Consider the following 20,212-nt stretch of genomic DNA (forward strand, 5'->3'; position numbering starts at 1 on the left):
TACTGCCCGTACTGCGGGGACGAGGATCTTCGTCCCTCTGAAGAAGGCCATGGTGCGTGGGAGTGCCGGCCGTGTGCACGGGTGTTCCAGCTGAAGATGATCGGACTGCGGGTGACGGTGGAATGAGTACGGATCTGAAGACGATCGCCGAGGAGGCGAACGAACGTCTCGCCGACGCGTCGGCGGTGGAGGTGCTCGCGTGGGCGCGGGAGACCTTCGGTGACGAGCTGGTGGTGACCGCCTCGATGGCCGACGGCGCACTCCCCCATCTCGCGGCCGCCGCGGCGCCCGGGGTCGACGTACTGTTCCTCGACACCGGGTACCACTTCGCCGAGACGATCGGGACCCGGGACGCGGTGGCGGCGACGCTGCCGATCCACCTGATCAACGCCTTGCCGAAGCAGACGGTCGCCGAGCAGGACGCGGAGTACGGCGAGAAACTGCACGACCGCGATCCGAACAAGTGCTGCGCCATGCGCAAGGTCGAGCCGCTGAACCGGTACCTGTCCGGCTACAAGGCCTGGGTCACCGGCATCCGCCGCGAGGAGGCGCCGACCCGCGCCAACACGCCGGTCGTCGAGTACGACGAGAAGCGCGACATGGTGAAGCTCAACCCGATCGCGCCGTGGACGCAGGAGGACCTGGACAGCTACATCCAGGACAACGGCGTACTCGTGAACCTGCTGCAGTACGACGGCTACCCGTCGATCGGTTGCGAGCCGTGCACGCAGCAGGTCGCGCCCGGTGAGGACCCGCGCAGCGGCCGCTGGGCGGGCACCGGCAAGGTCGAATGCGGGTTGCACACATGAGCATCACTGTGACAGAGCTGGATGCTCTGGAGAGCGAATCGATCTTCGTGTTCCGTGAGGTCGCGGCGGAGTTCGAGCGGCCGGTGATCCTGTTCTCCGGCGGCAAGGACTCGATCGTGATGCTGCACCTGGCGCGGAAGGCGTTCTCGCCGGCCGCGGTGCCGTTCACGTTGCTGCACGTCGACACCGGCCACAACTTCCCCGAAGTACTGGCCTATCGCGACGCGGTCGTCGAGCAGCTCGGGCTGCGGCTCGAGGTGGCGAAGGTCGAGGACTACATCGCCGACGGCCGGCTGCGCGAGCGCACGGACGGGACCCGGAACCAGCTGCAGACCGTTCCGTTGCTGGACGCAATCAACGCGCACCGGTTCGACGCCGTGTTCGGCGGCGGCCGGCGCGACGAGGAGCGCGCCCGGGCGAAGGAGCGGATCTTCAGCCTGCGCGACGAGTTCGGTCAGTGGGACCCGCGGAACCAGCGCCCGGAGCTGTGGTCGCTGTACAACGGGCGGCACCGGCCGGGCGAGCACGTGCGGGTGTTCCCGCTGTCCAACTGGACCGAGCTGGACGTGTGGAACTACATCGAGCGCGAGCAGATCCCGCTGCCTTCGATCTACTACGCCCACGAGCGGGACGTGTTCGAGCGCGACGGCATGCTGCTTGCCGTCGGCCCCTACTCGCAGCCCCGCTCCGGTGAAACCGTCGCCCAGCGCGTGGTCCGGTACCGGACCGTCGGCGATATGTCCTGCACCGGCGCCGTCGCCTCCACGGCGACGTCGCCCGCCGAGGTCGTCATCGAGGTCGCGGCCAGCGAGATCACCGAGCGAGGCGCGACCCGCGCCGACGACCGGGCCAGCGAGGCCGCGATGGAAGACCGCAAACGAGAGGGGTACTTCTGATGAGCACCCTGTTGCGTCTGGCAACGGCAGGATCGGTGGACGACGGCAAGTCGACGCTGGTCGGGCGGCTGCTGCACGACTGCAAGGCAATCCTCGCCGACCAGATCGCGCACGTGAAGACGGTCTCCGAAGCCCGCGGCGGCGACTTCGACTTCGCACTGCTCACCGACGGTCTCCGGGCCGAACGCGAGCAGGGCATCACGATCGACGTCGCCTACCGGTACTTCGCCACGGACAAGCGCTCGTTCATCCTGGCCGACTGCCCGGGGCACGTGCAGTACACCCGGAACACCGTGACCGGCGCCTCGACCGCGGACGTGGTGATCATCCTCGTCGACGCCCGCCACGGCGTCCTCGAGCAGACCCGCCGGCACCTGGCCGTGGCCGGTCTGCTCCGGGTGCCGCACGTCGTACTCGCGGTGAACAAGATCGACCTGGTCGGCTACGACGAGGCCGTGTTCACCAAGATCGCGAAGGACGTCGGCGAGGTCGCCGACCAGCTCGGCATCGCCGACCTGAAGGCGATCCCGGTCTCCGCACTCGTCGGCGACAACGTCGTCGAGCACTCCGCCGACACCGCCTGGTACGACGGGCCGACGCTGCTCGAGGTCCTGGAGAACGCGAACGGACGCACCGACACCTCGAACCAGCCGCTGCGGTTCCCGGTGCAGTACGTGATCCGCCCGCAGACCGACGAGTACCGCGACTACCGCGGCTACACCGGAACCGTTGCCTCCGGCACCGTCACGGTCGGCGACCCGGTCATCGTGCTGCCCGCGGGACGCCGTACGTCGATCGCCGGCATCGACCGGCCGGTCGTCACCGCGACGTCGACCGCGGTCGTCGAACGGCCGTCCGCGATCGCCGGTGAAGCCGTCACGGTCCGGCTCGCCGACGACATCGACGTCGCCCGCGGCTCGGTGATCGTCGCGGCCGAGCACTCCCCCGGCACCCGCCGGGAACTCGCCGCCACCGTCAGCTGGCTGGCCGACCGGCCACTGACAGTCGGGGCCCGGGTGCTGATCAAGCACACCACCACCACCGCGCAGGCGATCGTCACCAAGATCACCGGCGCGCTGGACCTCGACACGCTCGGAGTCATCGACGCCGCCGAGCTCGCCCTGAACGACATCGGCAAGGTGCAACTCAAGATCGCCGCACCGCTGGCCGCCGACCCGTACTCCAGCAACGCCATCACCGGTTCGTTCCTGCTCATCGACGCCCACGACGGGTGGACGCTCGCGGCCGGAATGATCGACGACGAAGAAGGGGAACTGCTGTGACTGCTCCAGCGCTCGTGATCCTCGCCCACGGCAGCCGCGATCCGCGTTCGGCCGCCACCGTCCACTCACTCGTGAAGTGCCTGCGCGAGACGCGTGACGACCTGCGGATCGAAGCCTCCTTCCTCGACCACTGCCCGCCCACGCCGTACCAGGTGATCGGCAAGCTCGCCGCCGAAGGCGTCGAAGAGGTCGTCGTCCTGCCGCTGCTGCTGTCGGCCGCGTACCACGCGCGGATCGACGTACCGGCCGTCCTCGACGAGGCACGGAGCCGGTTCCCGAGCCTGCGGATCATCGCGTCCGACGTGCTCGGGTACGACGACACGCTGCTCGACGTACTCGACCGCCGGATGCGCGCCGAGCTGAAGGGCGGCCGCGTGCGTGAGCTGGACGCGCTGGTGCTCGCGGCGGCCGGTTCGAGCGACTCGCACGCGAACGCGAGCGTCACCCGCCTCGCGCGCCTGTGGGGCCAGCGTCACCGCCTCCCGGTGACCGCCGCCTTCGTCTGCGCCGCCTCGCCGTCACCGGCCGAGGCCGTGCTCCAGTGGCGCCTGGAGGGCCGCCGCCACGTCGCGGTCGGCTCCCTCTTCCTCGCCCCCGGCGTACTCCCCGACCGAGCCGAAACCACGTCCCGCCGCGCCGGCGCGGTCGCAGTCTCGGCACCCCTCGGCGTCAGCGCAGAGGTAGCCCGCCTGGTCCTCCTCCGCTACGGCGTAGCCGGCCTCGACCTCCTCACCCTGGAGCCGGCCCCGCGCCCAGTCATCGCCCGCCCCGAGCTCGTCCGTACGGCCTGAACCTGCAGGCAGGCAGAACCCCCGTTTTCGGCCCTCAAGCGGCCCGTTTCAGGGGGTTCTGCCTGCCTGTGCGTCCGCTCCGAACAGTCGCCAACACCTCCCCCACCCACCCCTCATCCAGAACCACGTCCTCCCACGAGAACCGCAGCAAGGTCCAACCACGCATCGCGAGGTTGGTGTAACGACGGCAGTCGCGGCGCAGGGCCTCGCGGGACGCGTGGTACGCGAACGAGTCGGCCTCGAGGACAAGGCGCCGGTCGGGGTCGGCGAGGTCGACACGGGCGAAGAAGTCGTCGTCGGCAATCACGAACTGCGGGATGAAGCCACGCCAGCCTGCCTCCAGGGCCCGTGCCCGCAGCACCGACTCCAGGACCGACGCCGCACGCGCATCTCCCGCCTCGACCAGCCGGAGCCCACGAGCCCGCCCCGGTCCTCGGACGGCGATCGCGGCGGCGAGTAGCTCGTCGCTGGTCACCAGGCCCTTGCGCAGCGCCGAGTCGACCACCGCCAGAGCCTCGCAGAACGGGAGCGTCCGCGCGCAGTCGAGGACCGTACGCACCGGCGTTGTCGCACCGTCGAGCTCGGGCACGTCGGCCCAGTGCAGCGTGCAGGGAAGTTTGGTGTTCCTTCTGCGCTGGGCCCGCCGCACGGTGACGTGCGGCTTGAGTGGAGTCGTGACGACGTCCGGGCCATGGTGCTCAGCGGCACTCTCGTGCGACAGCACGCCGCCGTGCGCCCGTGCGACTGTCAGCGCCGACACATCTAGCGGCAAGGCATACATGCCCCGCGCGACTCGCTTGATCCGCCCCTCGAACAGGGCCAGCCGTAGGTCCCGGCCGTGAACGTATGCCCGCAGTTGCTTGTAGGTCGCGCTACCACCCGCCTTCTGCAGGAGCTCGACGACATCCATGGGACCAAGCGTCGCAAAAGCTCTCGCGGTGGCGCAGGAGTTGTCCACAGGTGGTCCTGCGTGCATGCACAAGCGCCGAAACCACCCTCTCCCCGGTCGTTCGGGCGGGGATATGCATGCATCTAGATCCAGCTACCGTGATATCTTGATATCTATGGCGAAGGACGGGACCAAGAACATCTTGTTGCGGCTCGACCCGGTGCTGGCTGAGCGGTTGCAGACTGTGGCGTCGGTGGAGGGTCGTTCGGTGTCGGACGTGGCGCGTGAGGCGATTGCGGCGTTGGTGGATCAGCGCCGACAGGACGACCAGTTCAGTCAGTTGCTCGAGCAGAACCTCGTCCGGCACGAGGAGTCGTTGCGCCGGCTGCGTGGAGACGACTGATGCGCTATCTCGGTCGGTACGACGTCCTCGCGATCGCCGCGCGTGTGCTGCAGTGCGACTCCGACGACGTCGTACGCCGATCGAACCTCGACGCGATCGATCGCGTGCTGGACGGCGTACGGCTGACGGGCGGGCTCGCGGAGTCGGCTGGGGTGCTGCTCGCGGGTCTGGTCCGGGCGCGACCGTTCAGCGGAGCCAACCGGGTGGTGGCGGTCGCGGTCGTGCTGCAGTTCGTCACGCTGAACCGGGCCGAGCTGCAACTCGAGCCGGTGGCCGACGTGGACGAGCTGCTCGATCGGATCGCGTCCGGTGACGCCGGGTACCACGAGGCCGCTGCCTTCATCCGGAGCCGGCTCGAGCATCACCCGGTGACGGCCGAGGACCTGCAGGAACGCCTTCGGGTCGAGCTGGTTCTCGACGAGGAGGCGCTGACCTTCGATCTCGTGCAGGACTGGTGGAGGGGAGATCCCATGTACGAACAGTTCAGCGAGCAGGCCCGGCATGTCATCGTGCTGGCGCAGGAGGAGGCGCGCAGCCTCGACCACGTGTACGTCGGCACCGAGCACCTCCTGCTCGGGCTGATCACCTTGGGGCAGGGCGTCGCGGCGCGCACACTCGCCGACCTGGGCATCACGGCTCCGGCGGTGCGGGATCTGGTCGTCGAGATCATCGGCCGCGGCCGGAGCGGTGCGGCTGCCGGGGCGATCCCGTTCACGCCGCGCGCGAAGAGCACGTTCGAGTTCGCGTGGGGCGAGGCGCGGGCCCGTGGCGCGGAGCAGGTCGGCCCGGAGCACCTGCTCCTTGGCGTACTCCACGACGGCGACGGGGTCGGCGGACAGATCATCACCAAGCTCGCCGAGAGCACCGACGAGGTACGCCGGAAGCTCGAGAAGCACATGAACTGGCGCCGGCGCTCGGAGGACCTCGTCGCGGGCATGCTGGCCGAGGATCCCGCCAACACGTGGACGACGTACGGCCGCCGGCATCACCTGCTCGCCGAGCTCAACGCCGTCCTCGAAGAGAACGAGCGCCTGCACGAGCAGGTCGCCGCGCTCCGCGACCTGCTCCGGCGCCACAACATCGACCCGGACAGCTGAGCTCAGGTCGCGGCGAGCCGCTTCTTCTCCTTCTCGATGTCGAAGTCGGCCGCGGGCCACTCCGGGTTCAGCTCCTTGAGCGTCTCCAGGAGGATCGTGGTGACGGCCCAGTTGCGGTACCACTTACGGTCGCTCGGGATGACGTACCAGGGCGCGTCAGGTGTGTTGCAGCGCTCGAGCGCAGCGTGGTACGCCTCCATGTAGTCCGGCCACAGCTGCCGCTCGTCGACGTCGCCCGGGTTGTACTTCCAGTGCTTGGTCGGGTCGTCGAGCCGCGCCTCGAGCCGGGCCCGCTGCTCGTCGGCCGAGATGTGCAGGTAGCACTTCACGATCGTCACGCCGCTCGCGGTCAGCTCGGCCTCGAACTCGTTGATCTGGTCGTACCGCCGGGTCCACACGTTCGGCGTGACCAGCTCGCGCACCCGGGCGATCAGCACGTCCTCATAGTGCGACCGGTCGAAGATCCCGATCATCCCGTGACCCGGCACCGCCTGCCGGATCCGCCACAGGAACCCGCGGCGCTTCTCGGCCGGCGTCGGCGCCTTGAACGACGTGATCTTCAGGCCCTGCGGGTCCATCAGGCCCGCGCCGTGCCGGATCACCCCGCCCTTGCCGGAGGTGTCCATCCCCTGCAGCACCAGCAGAATGCTCCGCTCGCCACCGGTCCGGCCCTCGGCGAACAGCCGTTCCTGCCAGTCCGAGACCTCGGCGCCGAGCTGCTCCAGCGCGAGCTTCCCCTCGTCCTTGGTCCCGCTGAACCCCGCCGACGCACGCGTGTCGTACTTCGTCAGGTCCACCTCGCCGGCCGGCACCCGCAGTTGCTCGCGCAGTCCCCCACCGGCTGCCTTCTGGCCCTTCTTCTGCTTCGCCATTAGGTCATCCTGCCTCATCGATCCCAGACTTCGGCGGACGTTCACATGCGGCACGGGCCAACGCGATCAGCCGCGACAGGGCGCGCAGGTACTTCTTGCGGTAGCCGCCCTTCAGCATCTCGGCCGAGAACAGCTGGTCGAGCGGCACACCACCCGCGAGGAGCGGCAAGTTGCGGTCGTACATGCGGTCCGCGAGCACCACCATCCGCAAGGCCACGTTCTCGTCGGTCAGCGGCCGTACGTCGGTGATCGCCACCGTCTCGATCCCGTCGAGCAGAGCGCCGTACTTGCTCGGATGCAGCTCGGCCAGGTGCCGGTGCAGGTCGACGAAGTGGTCGCACGACGCGTTCGCCCGTACTGCGGCCTCTTGTTCGACCTTCTCGTCAGGCCACGGATCCGGCGCCACAGGCAGGTCCCGGTGCCGGTAGTCGGGCCCGTCCACCCGCCGTACGTCGAAACGCGCGGCGAGCCCCTGGATCTCGCGGAGGAACTCGATCGCCTGGAAACGACCCTCGCCGAGCTTGTCGGGCAACGTGTTCGAGGTCGCCGCGAACTCGACGCCGTCCTCGACCAGCTGGCCGAGCAGCCGCGAGATCAGCATCGTGTCGCCGGGATCGTCGAGCTCGAACTCGTCGATGCAGATCAGCCGGTACGACGACAGCGCCTCGACCGCCGTCCGCAGCCCGAGGGCACCGACCAGGTTGGTGAGCTCGACGAACGTGCAGTACATCTTCGGTCCCGAGGACTCGTGCCACAACGACGCGAGCAGGTGCGTCTTGCCGACGCCGAATCCACCGTCGAGGTAGATGCCCGGCTTGTCCGGGGACTCGGTCCGTCCGCGCAACCGCGACCAGAGCGACGGCGCCGGTCGCGGCTTGGCCAGCTTCTCGGCCCGCGCCGACAGCACCGCGAGCGCCTCCGCCTGCGACGGCTCGTCCGGATCCGGGCGGTACGTGCCGAACCGGACATCGGCGAACCGCGGCGGAGGCACACACTCCGACAACAGCCGATCCGGCGTGACCTCCGGCATCCGCCCACTCAACCGCACGACCATGCGCCCAACCCTAAGGTCTCGCACCTTGAGCACCCACCAACCACGGATCGCCCGCCGAAATGGTCGGTGCGGGCACAAAGTCGGGGCTGTGGCCTTGACCACTTTCTTACTTTCAGTTAGGAAGTTGTGGAGAGGGTCGTGAGGCGAACTACGAGGAGTCTCCGATGGGCGAACAGCACGTACGGCGGCGGACGGTTCTGAAAGGGGCGGTGGGTGCGCTCGGCCTCGGGCCGGCGCTGGCCGCCTGCGGCGGTAGTGACAGCGGGGGCGGCACCACGAGCGGCGGGAAGGCCGTGGTCCGGATGTGGTCCTGGTACAACGACCAGGAGGACCAGTTCCCGAAGCTGATCAGCGCGTTCGAGGCCGCGCACAGCAACATCAAGATCGAGAACCGGATCTTCGGCACCCCGGACCAGTACCTGCCCGCGTTGCAGGCCGCGGTCGCGGGTGGCGACGTACCGGAGATCTTCGCGCCGCACACGCGGGCGCTGACCTACGGCACCGGCGGGGTGTCGGCCGACCTGAAGCAGGAGCTCGGCGACGACTTCCTGAAGGACTTCTTCGACTCGGCCAACCAGGAGTACACGCTGGACGGCAAGCAGTACGCCGTCGGCTGGATGGCGCAGACGTTCGGCCTGTTCTACAACCCGGACATGCTCAAGAAGGCCGGCGTCGCAGAGGACGGCATCGAGACCTGGGACGACCTGATCGCAGCGGCCGCGAAGATCAAGGCGACCGGTAAGTTCCCGGTGGCGCTCAGCTGCAATCCGACGACCAGCTCGCTGGACTTCTTCCTGCCGCTGATCACGCAGGTCGCCGACGACCCGACGTACTACCTGAAGCTCGACCAGCTCAAGGACGGCGCGACGTACGAGGACCCGAAGGTGGTCCAGGCGATCGAGCTGCAGCAGAAGATCGTGAAGGCGGGCGTGTTCCAGCCCGGTACGACCGGCACCAGCGGCGACCAGGCACCGCAGATCTTCTACACCGGGAAGTCCGCGATGCTGTTCAACGGCAGCTGGACACCGCAGGGGCTGACCAAGGATGCGACGCCGGCGTTCAACAAGCTGTACAAGGTGATGAAGACGCCGGCGATCGCGCCCGGCAAGCGGCACTGGACGGCGAACCAGGCGGGTGCCGGGTGGGCGTTGTCGGCGACCAGCAAGAACAAGGACGCCGCGCTGGAGTTCCTGAAGTTCATGTACTCGGCCGACCAGTACTCCCCCACCATGAACGGCTCCAACTCGATGCCGGCCACGAAGAGCGCGGCGGCCCGGATCGAGTTGCCGATCATGAAGCAGATGACGTCCTGGCTGCTCGACGGCGACGGCTGCCCGCACATCCCGTTCGGTCCCGGCTCGGTGGCGGCCGGCGATCCGCTCGCGAAGATCTTCGACGGCAGCGGCGAGCCGGCGGCGGTCGCGAAGGCGATGCAGCAGGCGGTGCAGAACGCCAAGGGCGGCTGATCGGATGGCGACAGCCCAATTCTTCGGGACGCCACTGAGAAAATCACAAAGAGTCGCAGGCTATCTCTTCGTTCTTCCCACGTTCGTCCTGTTCCTGGGTTTCGTACTCTGGCCGATCCTCTACACGGCGTACCTGAGCCTGACCTCGTGGGGCGGGTTCGGGGCGCCGCGGTTCGTGAACCTCGACAACTACAGCCGGATGCTGCACGATCCGGTGGCGCGCCGGGCGTTGATCGTGACGCTGGTGCTGACCGGCGTGACGACGGCGATCCTGACGTTCCTGGGTCTCGTCACGGCGGTGCTGGTGAACGTGATCTGGCCGAAAGTCGGTGTCGTCGTCCGGACCATCCTGTTCATCCCCGGGATCGTCTCGTTCGTCGTGTCGGCAGTGCTCTGGAAGCTGATCTACGACCCGAACATCGGCACGCTCAACCGGTTGCTCGGGGCAATCGGTCTGGACAGTCTGCAGCACCAGTGGCTGGCCGACCACAAGACAGTGCTGCCCGCGATCATCGTGGTGACAGTGTGGGGCGGACTCGGTTTCAACATGCTGATCTACTTCGCCGGTCTGCAGAGCATCGATCCCAACCTGTACGAGGCCGCGGCCATGGATGGCGCCAACACCGTCCAGCAGTTCCGCCACATCACGGTCCCGAGTCTGCGGATCGTGACCGGCCTGATCGTCAGTCTCGGGTTGCTCAACGGGTTCAAGGCGTTCGACGTGATCTTCGTGATGACAGGCGGCGGGCCGAACCACGCCAGCGAAGTCCTCGGCACCTATCTCTACTCGCTGGCCTTCGGGTCGACGTCCGGCTCGATCCCGCAACTGGGGTACGCCAGCGCATTCAGCGTCGTGACGATGGTGCTGTGCACGCTCGCGGTGATCGCTCAGCTCTGGCTGACCCGGAGGGCGGACCGATGAGGAAGAGTCTGCTCGGCAAGTCGTTCGCGACGTTCGTGCTGTTGCCGTTCTGCCTGCTGATGGCGTTCCCGTTCGTGTGGATGCTCCTCACGTCGCTGCGCGAGCAGAACACGATCTTCAACGGCCCGATCATTCCGCGGAAGTTCACCGGTACGGCGTACCGGGACGCCTGGACGTCGATCGAGTTCCCGCTGCATTTCTGGAACAGCGTGTGGATCACGTCGGTGACGGTGATCGGCGTACTCATCTTCGCCACACTCAGCGGGTACGCGTTCGCGAAGCTCGACTTCCCGTTCCGCAACACGCTGTTCGTGCTGCTGCTGACGACGCTGATGATGCCGTCCACGGCGCTGATCATCCCGCTGTACCTCGAGCTCAAGTCGTTCGGGCTGCTCGACAGCCAGGCCGGTCTGCTGGTGCTGTACATCTCCGGATCGGCGCCGTTCGCGATGTTCCTGATGCGGGCGTTCTTCCAGACGTTGCCGGACGAGCTGATCGAGGCCGCGCGGGTGGACGGCGGCAGCGAGCTGACGATCTTCCGGCGGGTGATCCTGCCGCTCACGAGGCCCGGGATCGCGACCGTGGTGATCTTCCAGTTCCTGTCCACCTGGAACGAGTTCCTGATCGCCAACACGGTCCTGCGGAACACCGATTCGCTCCCGTTGCAGCCGGTGCTGTTCACGCTGATGGGTCAGTACTCCACGAACTGGCCGGCGCTCACCGCCGGCCTCACGTTGTCCGTCGTACCGGTCGTCATCGTCTACGTCCGGATGCAGCGGCAGTTCGTCGCCGGGATGATGCTCGGCGCCGTCAAGAACTAGAGGAGGTCGGATGCCGATCAAGAACGTCGTGGTCAACTGCGTCGATGTCGAGCGCTCGGTCGAGTACTACACGCGGTTTCTCGAGCTCGAGCTGGTCGGCGAGGTTTCGCCGGAACGCGCCGTACTCGACGCGGTGACCGCGACGGTCGAGTTACGGACCGTAGGCAACGGCCGGGAGCAGAGCACCTGGTCCCCGGACGATCTGCAGAAGGGTTTCCGGCATCTCGGCTTCAAGGTGGATCGGCTGGACGAGCGGGCGGAGGCACTGAAGGCCGGCGGGGTCGAGTTCAAGCTGGACCCGCTCGATGCCGAGGGCGAGGTCCGGATCTGTTTCTTCTACGATCCGGACGGCACGCTGCTCGAGATGATCCAGGGCGACCTGCAGTACGCCGAGATCATGGACGCGGACGGGGTGGCGCGGGAGCGGGCGCTCGGCGTACCGTCACGCCCGCGGTTCGACCACATCGCGGTCACCATCGAGGACCGCGACGCCACGGCCGCGCACTACCACGAGCGCCACGGCTTCGACTTCATCGGAACCATCGAGCAGCCGCACGACAGCCGCGGCTTCCACATCGGCTACCTCAAGGGCGGCGACACCGTCCTCGAGGTCTTCACGTACGACGTCCCGAAGACCTCGCGCGACCCGCAGCTCGACGTGGCGGGATTCGCGTACGCCGAACTCGAGGGCGACCCGCCCGACCTGCCGGTCGCGATCTCGCCCGACGGGACGAAGGTCTACGTCGACTCCGACGGGTTCGCGTACGCCGTAGGCTCCGGCGCATGACTGAAAACTGGCTCCGTCCGCTGGGTTCGACCGGTCTGACCGTCTCCGCCGCTTGCGCCGGCGGCAGCGGGATCGCCGGCATGCCCGCCGTCTTCGGGTACGACGTCACGCCCCAGGAAGCGGTCGACCTGGTACTGCGCGTGTTCGACAGCCCGCTCACCTGGATCGACACCTCCAACGGGTACGGCGACGGCTCCAGCGAGACCCGGATCGGCCAGGCGATCCGCGAGTACGGCGGACTGCCCGAAGGGTTCCTGGTCGCGACGAAGGTCGACGCGAAGGACGGCGACTACTCCGGCGCGCGCGTCCGGGCGAGCGTTGCCGAGAGCAAGGAGCGACTCGGGCTGGACGACCTGCCGCTGGTCCACCTGCACGACCCCGAGGCCCACAACTTCGAGTCGATGCGTGACGCCGTCGACACCCTGATGCAGCTGCGCGCCGACGGGGAGATCGGGCATGTCGGCCTGGCGGGCGGCGACACTCGTGAGCTGTCCCGGTACCTGGATCTCGGCGGGTTCGAAGTACTGCTCGTGCACAACCGCTGGAGCCTGGTCGACCACTCGGCCGAGGGCATCTTCCAGCGGGCTCGCGCGGAGGGCATCGCAGTCGTGAATGCCGCGGTCTACGGCGGCGGGATCCTCGCGAACCCGGCCGGCGCGACGAAGTACGCCTACCGCGAGGCGCCGGCCGCGGTCCTCGAGGCCGTGACGGAGATGGACAAGGCATGCCGCGAGTACGGCACCGACCTCGCCACGGCCGCGCTCCGGCACTCGATCGACGACCCGGGCATCGCCGGCACGGTCGTCGGCATCACCAAGCCGGCCCGCGTCGACGCGCTGCTCGCTGCCCGGGATGCGGACCTGCCCGAGGAACTGCTTAACCGGTTAGGTAGCCTGCTTCCGGACAGGCAGTACTGGGTCGAGAAGGAGACGACGTGACCAACGGCTTCCCCAGCGGGTTTACCTGGGGCGCGGCAACCGCGTCGTACCAGGTCGAAGGCGCCACGACAGAGGACGGCCGCGGCCCGAGTATCTGGGACACGTTCGCCCACACTCCGGGGCGGATCGCGGACGGCACCACCGGCGATGTGGCCGTCGAGCACTACGTCCGGTTCGCCGACGACGTCCGGCTGCTGGCGGACCTCGGGCTGAACGCGTACCGGTTCTCGATCGCGTGGCCGCGGATCGTGCCCGCAGGCTCGGGTACGGCCAACCAGGCCGGACTCGACTTCTACCGGCGGCTCGCTGAGACGTGCCTGGAGAACGGCGTCACGCCGTACGCGACGCTCTATCACTGGGACCTGCCGCAGCCGCTCGAGGACGCCGGCGGCTGGCTGGTGCGCGACACGGCCGAGCGTTTCCGTGACTACGCCGCCGTCACGCACGACGCGCTGTCGGACGTGATCAAGCACTGGATGACGCTGAACGAGCCGTGGTGCTCGGCGTTCCTCGGGTACGGCAACGGCGAGCACGCGCCGGGTCGGACCGAAGGCGCCGATGCCTTGAAGGCAGTGCACCACCTGCTGCTCGGGCACGGTCTGGCGCTGGACGCGATCCGGTCCGAGGACGGGACATACGGCATCGCGCTCAACCCGGCGCCGATCCACGCCGCCACCGACTCCCCCGCCGACCGCGACGCCGCACGCCGCATCGACGGCCTGCGGAACCGTCTCTTCCTGGAGCCGTTGCTGTCCGGGCAGTACCCGGCGGACGTCCTGCAAGACACCGGGATGTCGGAGTGGTTCGCGGCGCAGGAGGCCGACCTGACGCTGATCGGGGCGCCGCTCGACTTCCTCGGCGTCAACTACTACTGCCCGACCACGGTGGCGGCGCCGGACGGGCCGATCTCGTCGCCGGTCGCGTCCACCCAGCCGGGCAGCGAGAACGTCGTTGCCGTCGACACCGGTCTCCCCCGGACCCAGATGGGCTGGCCGATCCAGGCGACCGGTCTGCGCGACATCCTGGTCACGATCAACAAGCTCGCGCCCGAGCTGCCGTTGTACGTGACGGAGAACGGTTCGGCGTACCTCGATGAGGTCACCGCGGACGGGACGGTCGAGGACGACGAGCGACTCGACTACCTCCAGCAGCACGTCGCCGTCTGCCAGGAACTGGCCACCGAGGGCTTCCCACTGAAGGGGTACTTCGCCTGGTCGCTGCTCGACAACTTCGAGTGGGCCTGGGGCTATAGCCGCCGCTTCGGCATCGTGTACGTCGACTATGCGACGCAGGCGCGCATCGTGAAGAAGAGCGGCCGCTGGCTGCAGGACTTCCTCACGAGCGAGCGTTCTGGTGCGGAGTGAGTTGACTATGTAGGACGAGCGAGGCGGCCCCTAGTGCCGCCGCGCTCGGACCGAGTTTGGAGAGCTCCACACGGGTCGGGTGCATCGCGCGGACGAACGACAGCCGGTTGAGCTCGGTCGACGCGACCCGGACGTAGATGTCGCCGGCCTCGCTGAAGCCGGGCCCGGCCAGGATGATCTGGTCCAGGTCCAGCAGGTTGGTGATCGAGAGCAGCGCCTTCGCGAGGTACGTCGCGGACTCCTCGATCAGCTCCACGCAGCGCGTGTCACCGCCGGCGGCGAGGCGCGCGATCTTGGCGAAGTCCGCGCGTACGGACGTCTGACGGCCGCGCAGACCGAGCTTGTCGACCAGCGTCGCGTCCTGTTCGGCGCGCGCGACGACCGCCGCCGGGGCGGCCAGGCTCTCCAGGCACCCCTGCCCGCCGCACCAGCACATCGGCCCGTTGACGTCGAGCACCATGTGGCCGATCTCGCCGACGTTCGACGACGAGCCGCGGTACACATCGCCGTTCGTCACCAGGCCGAGCCCGAAACCGGCCGCCAGGTACACGGTCGCGAAGTCGTTCACCGACGGGATCTTCCCGGCCCAGAACTCGCCGATGGCCGCGCAGGTCGAGTCGTTCTCCACCACGATCGGGTGGTCGATGGCCTCCTTCAGCGTGTGCCGCACCGCGAACGGTTCCCACGCGTACTTCTCCGAGTCCGTCCGCAGCAGCCGCGTCCCACCGCGCCCCTGCCGACCGGCCAGCGCGACGCCCACCCCGACCAGCGTGGTCGGCTCGATCCCCGCCTTCACGATCAGGTCCTCGAGCTCGGCCGTGATCCGCTTGACGGCGGTCGCCGGCGCGTCCTTCCCGATCCCGCGCGACGACAGTTGCTCGATCACCCGGCCGCTCATGTCGGTGACGACGTACGTCGTACTCGGGGTGTCGACCGCGATACCGACCGCGTGCCGCGCGCGCGGGTTGAACTGCAGCAGCGTGGCGCGTTTCCCGCCGGTCGGGTCGCCGTACCCGGTCTCGATGATCAGGCCGTCGGCGAGCAGTCGCTTGACCACCCGCGAGATCGACGCACCGGTCAGGCCGGAGCGGTCGGCGAGGTCGACGCGGGTCACCGTCCCGCTGGAACGGATCAGGTCGAGGATCGCGCTGTGCGTCTCCTGCGCGGTCGCACCTCTCAGAATCTTCGCCACGTCACCCTCCCTCGGAGCGCACTTTAGTACACAACGTAAGGAAGTGGCAGAGGTTGACCTCAATCATTGTTGAGGTTCTAGCGTGAGCGCTGTGAAAGCGATCAGATTGCACACATTCGGTCCGGCGGAGAACCTCGTGTACGAGGAGGTGCCGGACCCCACTCCTGACAGCGGCACGGTGTTGGTCAAGGTCGAGGCCGCCGGCGTCCACCTCGTCGACACGATGATCCGCGCGGGCTCCACCGGCGGCGGCCCGATCCCGGTCCCGGAGTTGCCGACGATCCCGGGGCGCGAGGTCGCGGGCCGGGTCAGCGCGGCCGGACCGGACGTCGACCCGACGTGGATCGGCAAGCGGGTCGTGGTCCATCTGGGCATGGTGCCAGGCGGGTACGCCGAACGCGCGGTGGCAAAGGTCGAGTCGCTGTACGAACTTCCCGACCACGTCGACGCCGCCCAGGCAGTCGCCGCGATCGGCACCGGCCGTACGACCGCCGGCATCCTGCAGCAGGCACATCTCACCGCGGACGACGTCGTACTGATCACGTCGGCCGCGGGCGGGATCGGCAGCTACCTGATCCAGGCGGCACGCAACGCCGGCGCGATCGCCATCGGGCTGGCAGGCGGTCCCGCCAAGGTCGAGACGGTCCGTTCGCTCGGTGCGCAGTACGCGATCGACTACCGCGACCCGGAGTGGGCTGCGCAACTGAAGTCCGAGTTGGGCGACCGCGAGATCACGCTGCTCTTCGACGGGGTCGGCGGGGCCAACGGTCAGCAGGCCTTCGACCTGCTCGGCGTCGGCGGCCGCGCGCTCATGTTCGGCTGGTCGGGCGGCGGTCCCATCGAATTCACCCACGAGGACCTCATGACCCGCGGCCTCACCGTCGGCTGGGCCATCGGCGCCAAACTCACCCGCCATCTCCGAGCGCTGGAAGCAGCCGCTCTGGAGGAAACGATCTCCGGCCGGTGGCAGGCGCTCACCACCACGTTCCCGCTGTCTGAGGCAGCCGCCGCACATCGAGCACTCGAACAACGTGCAGCCACCGGAAAGGTCGTGCTCATCCCCCGGACGTCGTAACCGAGCTCAGGTCGCGATGCGGATGGTGAGGCGGTCGCCCACAGCGCCGGCCGGCCAGCTGACGAGCCAGCCGTCCTCGCTCCGGACAGCGGTTGCGTTGCCGTCTGCGGTGACTTCTCGGGTGGTTCGGATCAGTGCCTTGCCTCCGGCCGGCGTGCGTCGGAGAAGGACAGTCGAGCCGTCGCCGGGGCCGTCGAGTTCAGCGGTGGACCAGCGGAGGACCGCGTCGTCGAGTTGTACGTCGAGCGGTATGACACGGCCTTCGCGGGCGTCGAGGTGGAGCTCCAGGGAGAGGTCGTCCACCGACAGCGTGAAGTCCTGTGCGACCGGTGCGACGTTGATGAGGTGGATCAGACGTTGACCGGTGCCGTCGGCCGTGCTCGTGACAACCAGACCGGGCGTGTTGCCGTTAACAACTATCCGGCGGTGCACGCCGATGCGCTCCAGCAGCAGGCGCCAGAACTCGAGGAGACACGGGTAGTCGCAGGCCAGCACCACAGCTCGCCCGGCCCCCGCGATCGTCATGTCCACAGCAACCGGCGACCCGCTCGCAACGTCCACGGCCAGCACCTCACCGTCGCCGGTCAGGTGTTCCAGCATGCCCACCCGGACCTCTGGCTGCTCGCCGGCCCAGGCGGTCGCGCGCACAGACGGGAAGTAGTGCGGCGTGCCTTCGACGGTGTCGTCGACCTTGACGCCGAGCTCGTCGGCCAGGACCGTGCACGGCGTGCCGTCGTCGTCCGCGACCGGCACCCGGCCATGCAGCAGCAACCGGCCGCCCGCCCGGACAAACCCAGCCAGCCTTTCTTGGATCGCCCGTCCGAGCACCGGCGGTGTCGCGAGGGCGACCACCGGACCGGTTGGATCCAACGAGGCAGCCGACAGGTCGACAGCGCCGAAGGAGTACCCGCCCAGCAGCAGCGCACGAGCGAGGATGTCCCGCGGGCCCATCCCCCGGTACCGCTCCAGCTCGCCGACCTGCGCCCGGCGTACCGACGCCGACGGGTGGCAGTACTCCGTCAGGTAGTGATCCGGCACGTAGCCGAGGACGATGTCGTCGTACTCCTCGTCCATGCCCGCCAGCAGATGCTCCGCCCCACGGACCGCGCGCACCGCCGAGGCAGTCCCCGCGTACGTCGTACTCAGCCGCCCCTCCGGATCCACCGGCGCCGCGAATCCGTGCCGCTCGCCGGTGAACGCGATCCGGTCGTTGCCATCGCCGACAGCTGAGTCCAACGGCGGATTGTGGCCGCCGGCGAAGAGGTAGTAGTTGATCAACCGATTGCCCTGGGCAACGCAGAGCCGGGTCTTCAGCTCGGCGGTCTCCGGGCTGGTCAGCAAACTCAGGTCTTCGCCATAGTCGCCTGTCCCGGCCTCGAACTCCAGCGACGTGATCGGCTGGTCGGCGTCGTGTACGGCGGCCATGAACGCGTTCATCACGTACAGGTCCGGCACCTTCTCGACCGTGAGCTCGCCGATGTAGTGATCGGAGCCCGAGGTCATCTGCGGCACCCCGGCGTACGCCTTCGACAGCTGGCTGATGCCGATCGGGAAGTGCCGGCCGCGACCGGCGTACGTGCCGTGCAGGTTGATCAGGAACGGTACGCCGTCGACACCGTGCTGCAGTGCGACGTCCCGCAGCCGCAGCAGGTACCGCGCGTACCGGTCGCGGTGATGCGCCCCGAGGTCATGGTGCAGCGCGAGCTGCTGCGCCACCGTGCCGTCGAGAGTGCCACCCGATCGCCACTGCGACGCCCAGCCCGCGGGGTCGTCCGGGTCGGCGCCGTACCGCGAGATGCTGCCCTCGCGGCCCCAGGTCTGGAACGCCCACACCGCCAGGTCGGCGAGTGTGCGGTCGGTCAGCTCCGGCGTGTTGGTGACCCACGAGAGCATGCCGACCTCGTTGTCCAGCTGGACCGCGGCGACCGGTCCGCCCTGGGAAACAAGGCGATCCGCCAGTACCGGCATGATCTCGGCGTACCACCGCTCGGCCGCGGCCAGGTACCCGGGCTCGAGGTAGTCCAGCGTCGCCGACTCGGCCGGCTTACCGTCCCACCCCAGCGGTACGGCCTCCGAGTGTTCGCGGTAGATCCGGAACGGCAGGCCCTCGTTCTTCAGCTCGGCCATCACGAACGGACCCGGGCGGGCGATCACCAGCAGGTCCCGCTCCGCAGCCAACTCCAGGAAGCCGACAAGGTCGCGGTACTCACTGGTTCGGCCAGTGAAGTCGACGCCACTGGCCGTCTCGTGCACGAGCCACGGCATGTAGCTGGCCACCGCGTCGCAGCCCGCGGCGACGAGCTTGTCCAGGCGGTTCGCCCAGTCCTCGCGACGCAGCCGGAAGTAGTGCACCTCGCCGGCCATCAGGATCCTCGGTACGCCGTCCACCAGGAGTCGGCGCCGTTCCAGCCTGATCGATCTGGGGTTCCTCACAAGCACGTCCTCACCAGGTCGGGCGCCGCGCCGCGAGCTGTTGCCTCTGCGGCACGGTCGTGGTTATGGTCGTGAAACCGGTCTCATGAAACCGGTTTCAACCGTAACGGGAGTTCAGCCAATGGGCAACAGCCGCGTCACCCTCCGCCGGGTCGCCGAGATGGCCGGCGTATCTCCCGCGACCGTGTCGCGGGTCTCGCGCGGCACGGTGCCGGTCTCCCCCGAGCTTCGCGAGCGCGTGCTGCGGGTGATCGAGGAGCACGGCTACAAGCCCAGTCATTTCGGGCGCGCGCTGGCCGAGCGCCGGCACGGGGCCCTGGGCCTGGTGTTCCCAGGTCTGTCCGGTCCGTACTTCTCCGAGTTGATCCAGGGCTTCGAAGCCGAAGCGCTCGAGACTGGCGACAGCGTGCTCGTCCTCGCGTCGCACTCGCGCGCCGACACCGACGCGACTGTGCTCGACCTCGCCGACCGCGTGGACGGTATGGCGATCCACGGCGGGACCGTTTCGGCCGACACGATCGCGGCGGTCGCGGCGCAGATCCGCGTGGTGGTGATGGCTAGCGAGGCCGGGCCCGCGCACGCCTCCGTGAGCGTTGCCAACGACAACATGAAGGCGCTCACCCGGCACTTGCTCGTCGACCACGGCTATCGGCGACTCGCCTTCGTCGGTACGCCGGACGGCTCGCCCGACGTGACCGCCCGCTGGCAGGCGTTCCTGGCGGCGCACAAGTCGACCCGCCGCAAGCCGCCGGCCGAACCGATCCGGGTCGGACTGCAGCAATCCGACGGCGCGATCGCCGCGGAACGGTTGCTCGATGCAACAGACCGTCCGGACGCGGTGGTCTGTGCGAACGACGAGACCGCCCTCGGCCTGCTGCTGAGCGCGCTCGGCCGGGGGTTGCGCGTGCCGCAGGACATCGCGATCACCGGCTTCGACGACATGCCGATGGCCGCCCTCGCGCGGCCTGCGCTCACAACGGTCCGGCAGCCGATCCGCGAGCTGGCCGCGACCGCGGCCCGGCTACTGGTCGACCCGCTCGAAGAGCCGGCCGGCGACATCATCCTGCCGACGGAGCTGGTGTTGCGCGGCTCTTGCGGCTGCGGGGGTGCGACCTGATCG

General features: G+C 68.6%; 19 protein-coding genes. 14 read left to right on the forward strand and 5 right to left on the reverse strand.

The window, feature by feature from the left end; all coding sequences use genetic code 11:
* Window positions 1-122 precede the first annotated feature (122 nt).
* From EV649_RS25565 to EV649_RS25580, 4 genes are read left to right on the forward strand one after another with little or no spacing between them, the layout of a single operon-like run.
* Window positions 123-809 (forward strand): phosphoadenylyl-sulfate reductase, encoded by a 687-nt coding sequence (locus EV649_RS25565; RefSeq protein WP_130386074.1) that lies wholly within the window; start codon window positions 123-125, stop codon window positions 807-809.
* On the forward strand, window positions 806-1,705 hold the full coding sequence (gene cysD, locus EV649_RS25570) for a sulfate adenylyltransferase subunit CysD (RefSeq protein WP_198682670.1): 900 nt from the start codon (window positions 806-808) through the stop codon (window positions 1,703-1,705). Before EV649_RS25565 ends, cysD begins: the two co-directional genes overlap by 4 nt.
* On the forward strand, window positions 1,705-2,988 hold the full coding sequence (locus tag EV649_RS25575; protein WP_130386076.1) for a GTP-binding protein: 1,284 nt from the start codon (window positions 1,705-1,707) through the stop codon (window positions 2,986-2,988). The genes cysD and EV649_RS25575 overlap by 1 nt, the downstream gene beginning before the upstream one ends.
* Window positions 2,985-3,779 carry a sirohydrochlorin chelatase gene (locus tag EV649_RS25580; RefSeq protein WP_130386077.1) on the forward strand — a complete coding sequence of 265 codons (795 nt, stop codon included), beginning with the start codon at window positions 2,985-2,987 and terminating at the stop codon, window positions 3,777-3,779. The genes EV649_RS25575 and EV649_RS25580 overlap by 4 nt, the downstream gene beginning before the upstream one ends.
* A gap of 34 nt (window positions 3,780-3,813) precedes the next feature.
* Here the strand turns inward: EV649_RS25580 and EV649_RS25585 are convergent, their stop codons facing one another.
* A complete protein-coding gene (locus EV649_RS25585; RefSeq protein WP_130386078.1) occupies window positions 3,814-4,689 on the reverse strand; it encodes a DUF559 domain-containing protein in 876 nt (291 codons plus the stop codon).
* A 154-nt stretch (window positions 4,690-4,843) separates the two neighbouring features.
* On the opposite strand from EV649_RS25585, the gene EV649_RS40920 reads away from it, so the two are divergent.
* Window positions 4,844-5,071, forward strand: coding sequence for a ribbon-helix-helix protein, CopG family (locus EV649_RS40920; protein ID WP_157996316.1), 228 nt, complete (start codon window positions 4,844-4,846; stop codon window positions 5,069-5,071).
* Window positions 5,071-6,168 carry a Clp protease N-terminal domain-containing protein gene (locus EV649_RS25595; RefSeq protein ID WP_130386080.1) on the forward strand — a complete coding sequence of 366 codons (1,098 nt, stop codon included), beginning with the start codon at window positions 5,071-5,073 and terminating at the stop codon, window positions 6,166-6,168. Before EV649_RS40920 ends, EV649_RS25595 begins: the two co-directional genes overlap by 1 nt.
* 2 nt (window positions 6,169-6,170) lie before the next feature.
* Here the strand turns inward: EV649_RS25595 and EV649_RS25600 are convergent, their stop codons facing one another.
* Together EV649_RS25600 and zapE are read right to left on the reverse strand one after the other, a co-directional pair.
* On the reverse strand, window positions 6,171-7,040 hold the full coding sequence (locus EV649_RS25600; RefSeq protein ID WP_130386081.1) for a polyphosphate kinase 2 family protein: 870 nt from the start codon (window positions 7,038-7,040) through the stop codon (window positions 6,171-6,173).
* Window positions 7,041-7,044: 4 nt separating this feature from the next.
* Entirely contained in the window at window positions 7,045-8,094 is a 1,050-nt protein-coding gene (gene zapE / locus EV649_RS25605; RefSeq protein ID WP_130386082.1) for a cell division protein ZapE, read from the reverse strand.
* A 164-nt stretch (window positions 8,095-8,258) separates the two neighbouring features.
* Between zapE and EV649_RS25610 the strand changes: the two genes are divergently transcribed.
* From EV649_RS25610 to EV649_RS25635, 6 genes are read left to right on the forward strand one after another with little or no spacing between them, the layout of a single operon-like run.
* Window positions 8,259-9,560, forward strand: coding sequence for an extracellular solute-binding protein (locus tag EV649_RS25610; protein WP_130386083.1), 1,302 nt, complete (start codon window positions 8,259-8,261; stop codon window positions 9,558-9,560).
* 4 nt (window positions 9,561-9,564) lie between these two features.
* Complete coding sequence (locus tag EV649_RS25615) at window positions 9,565-10,482, forward strand: sugar ABC transporter permease (protein WP_130386084.1); 918 nt, start codon at window positions 9,565-9,567, stop codon at window positions 10,480-10,482.
* The gene (locus EV649_RS25620) at window positions 10,479-11,303 is read left to right on the forward strand and encodes a carbohydrate ABC transporter permease (RefSeq protein ID WP_130386085.1); all 825 of its coding nucleotides are present in this window, start codon (window positions 10,479-10,481) and stop codon (window positions 11,301-11,303) included. The genes EV649_RS25615 and EV649_RS25620 overlap by 4 nt, the downstream gene beginning before the upstream one ends.
* Before the next feature lie 10 nt (window positions 11,304-11,313).
* Window positions 11,314-12,090: a VOC family protein gene (locus EV649_RS25625; RefSeq protein WP_130386086.1), complete on the forward strand. Its 777-nt coding sequence runs from the start codon at window positions 11,314-11,316 to the stop codon at window positions 12,088-12,090.
* Complete coding sequence (locus EV649_RS25630; protein WP_130386087.1) at window positions 12,087-13,028, forward strand: aldo/keto reductase; 942 nt, start codon at window positions 12,087-12,089, stop codon at window positions 13,026-13,028. The genes EV649_RS25625 and EV649_RS25630 overlap by 4 nt, the downstream gene beginning before the upstream one ends.
* Window positions 13,025-14,392: a GH1 family beta-glucosidase gene (locus EV649_RS25635; RefSeq protein ID WP_130386088.1), complete on the forward strand. Its 1,368-nt coding sequence runs from the start codon at window positions 13,025-13,027 to the stop codon at window positions 14,390-14,392. The genes EV649_RS25630 and EV649_RS25635 overlap by 4 nt, the downstream gene beginning before the upstream one ends.
* Here EV649_RS25635 and EV649_RS25640 read toward each other — a convergent pair.
* Complete coding sequence (locus tag EV649_RS25640; protein ID WP_130386089.1) at window positions 14,364-15,584, reverse strand: ROK family transcriptional regulator; 1,221 nt, start codon at window positions 15,582-15,584, stop codon at window positions 14,364-14,366. The two genes, EV649_RS25635 and EV649_RS25640, sit on opposite strands and share 29 nt — an antisense overlap.
* An 82-nt stretch (window positions 15,585-15,666) precedes the next feature.
* Between EV649_RS25640 and EV649_RS25645 the strand changes: the two genes are divergently transcribed.
* Window positions 15,667-16,659: a zinc-binding dehydrogenase gene (locus EV649_RS25645; RefSeq protein WP_241998635.1), complete on the forward strand. Its 993-nt coding sequence runs from the start codon at window positions 15,667-15,669 to the stop codon at window positions 16,657-16,659.
* A 6-nt stretch (window positions 16,660-16,665) separates the two neighbouring features.
* On the opposite strand, the gene EV649_RS25650 is transcribed toward EV649_RS25645, so the two are convergent.
* Complete coding sequence (locus tag EV649_RS25650; protein WP_198682671.1) at window positions 16,666-19,092, reverse strand: beta-galactosidase; 2,427 nt, start codon at window positions 19,090-19,092, stop codon at window positions 16,666-16,668.
* 121 nt (window positions 19,093-19,213) lie between these two features.
* Here EV649_RS25650 and EV649_RS25655 point away from each other — a divergent pair, with 121 nt between their 5' ends.
* Complete coding sequence (locus EV649_RS25655; protein ID WP_130386090.1) at window positions 19,214-20,209, forward strand: LacI family DNA-binding transcriptional regulator; 996 nt, start codon at window positions 19,214-19,216, stop codon at window positions 20,207-20,209.
* Window positions 20,210-20,212 lie beyond the last annotated feature (3 nt).

Source organism: Kribbella sp. VKM Ac-2569, assembly GCF_004216905.1.
Lineage (GTDB): Bacteria > Actinomycetota > Actinomycetes > Propionibacteriales > Kribbellaceae > Kribbella.

What these genes read in the sequence shown, in the direction of transcription:
- EV649_RS25655 (WP_130386090.1), top strand. Translation starts at nt 19,214, where the DNA reads ATGGGCAACAGCCGCGTCACCCTCCGCCGGGTCGCCGAGATGGCCGGC.
- EV649_RS25615 (WP_130386084.1), top strand. Translation starts at nt 9,565, where the DNA reads ATGGCGACAGCCCAATTCTTCGGGACGCCACTGAGAAAATCACAAAGA.
- EV649_RS25575 (WP_130386076.1), top strand. Translation starts at nt 1,705, where the DNA reads ATGAGCACCCTGTTGCGTCTGGCAACGGCAGGATCGGTGGACGACGGC.
- cysD (WP_198682670.1), top strand. Translation starts at nt 806, where the DNA reads ATGAGCATCACTGTGACAGAGCTGGATGCTCTGGAGAGCGAATCGATC.
- EV649_RS25630 (WP_130386087.1), top strand. Translation starts at nt 12,087, where the DNA reads ATGACTGAAAACTGGCTCCGTCCGCTGGGTTCGACCGGTCTGACCGTC.
- EV649_RS25565 (WP_130386074.1), top strand. Translation starts at nt 123, where the DNA reads ATGAGTACGGATCTGAAGACGATCGCCGAGGAGGCGAACGAACGTCTC.
- EV649_RS25625 (WP_130386086.1), top strand. Translation starts at nt 11,314, where the DNA reads ATGCCGATCAAGAACGTCGTGGTCAACTGCGTCGATGTCGAGCGCTCG.
- EV649_RS40920 (WP_157996316.1), top strand. Translation starts at nt 4,844, where the DNA reads ATGGCGAAGGACGGGACCAAGAACATCTTGTTGCGGCTCGACCCGGTG.
- EV649_RS25600 (WP_130386081.1), bottom strand. Translation starts at nt 7,040, where the DNA reads ATGGCGAAGCAGAAGAAGGGCCAGAAGGCAGCCGGTGGGGGACTGCGC.
- EV649_RS25620 (WP_130386085.1), top strand. Translation starts at nt 10,479, where the DNA reads ATGAGGAAGAGTCTGCTCGGCAAGTCGTTCGCGACGTTCGTGCTGTTG.
- EV649_RS25595 (WP_130386080.1), top strand. Translation starts at nt 5,071, where the DNA reads ATGCGCTATCTCGGTCGGTACGACGTCCTCGCGATCGCCGCGCGTGTG.
- zapE (WP_130386082.1), bottom strand. Translation starts at nt 8,094, where the DNA reads ATGGTCGTGCGGTTGAGTGGGCGGATGCCGGAGGTCACGCCGGATCGG.
- EV649_RS25585 (WP_130386078.1), bottom strand. Translation starts at nt 4,689, where the DNA reads ATGGATGTCGTCGAGCTCCTGCAGAAGGCGGGTGGTAGCGCGACCTAC.
- EV649_RS25610 (WP_130386083.1), top strand. Translation starts at nt 8,259, where the DNA reads ATGGGCGAACAGCACGTACGGCGGCGGACGGTTCTGAAAGGGGCGGTG.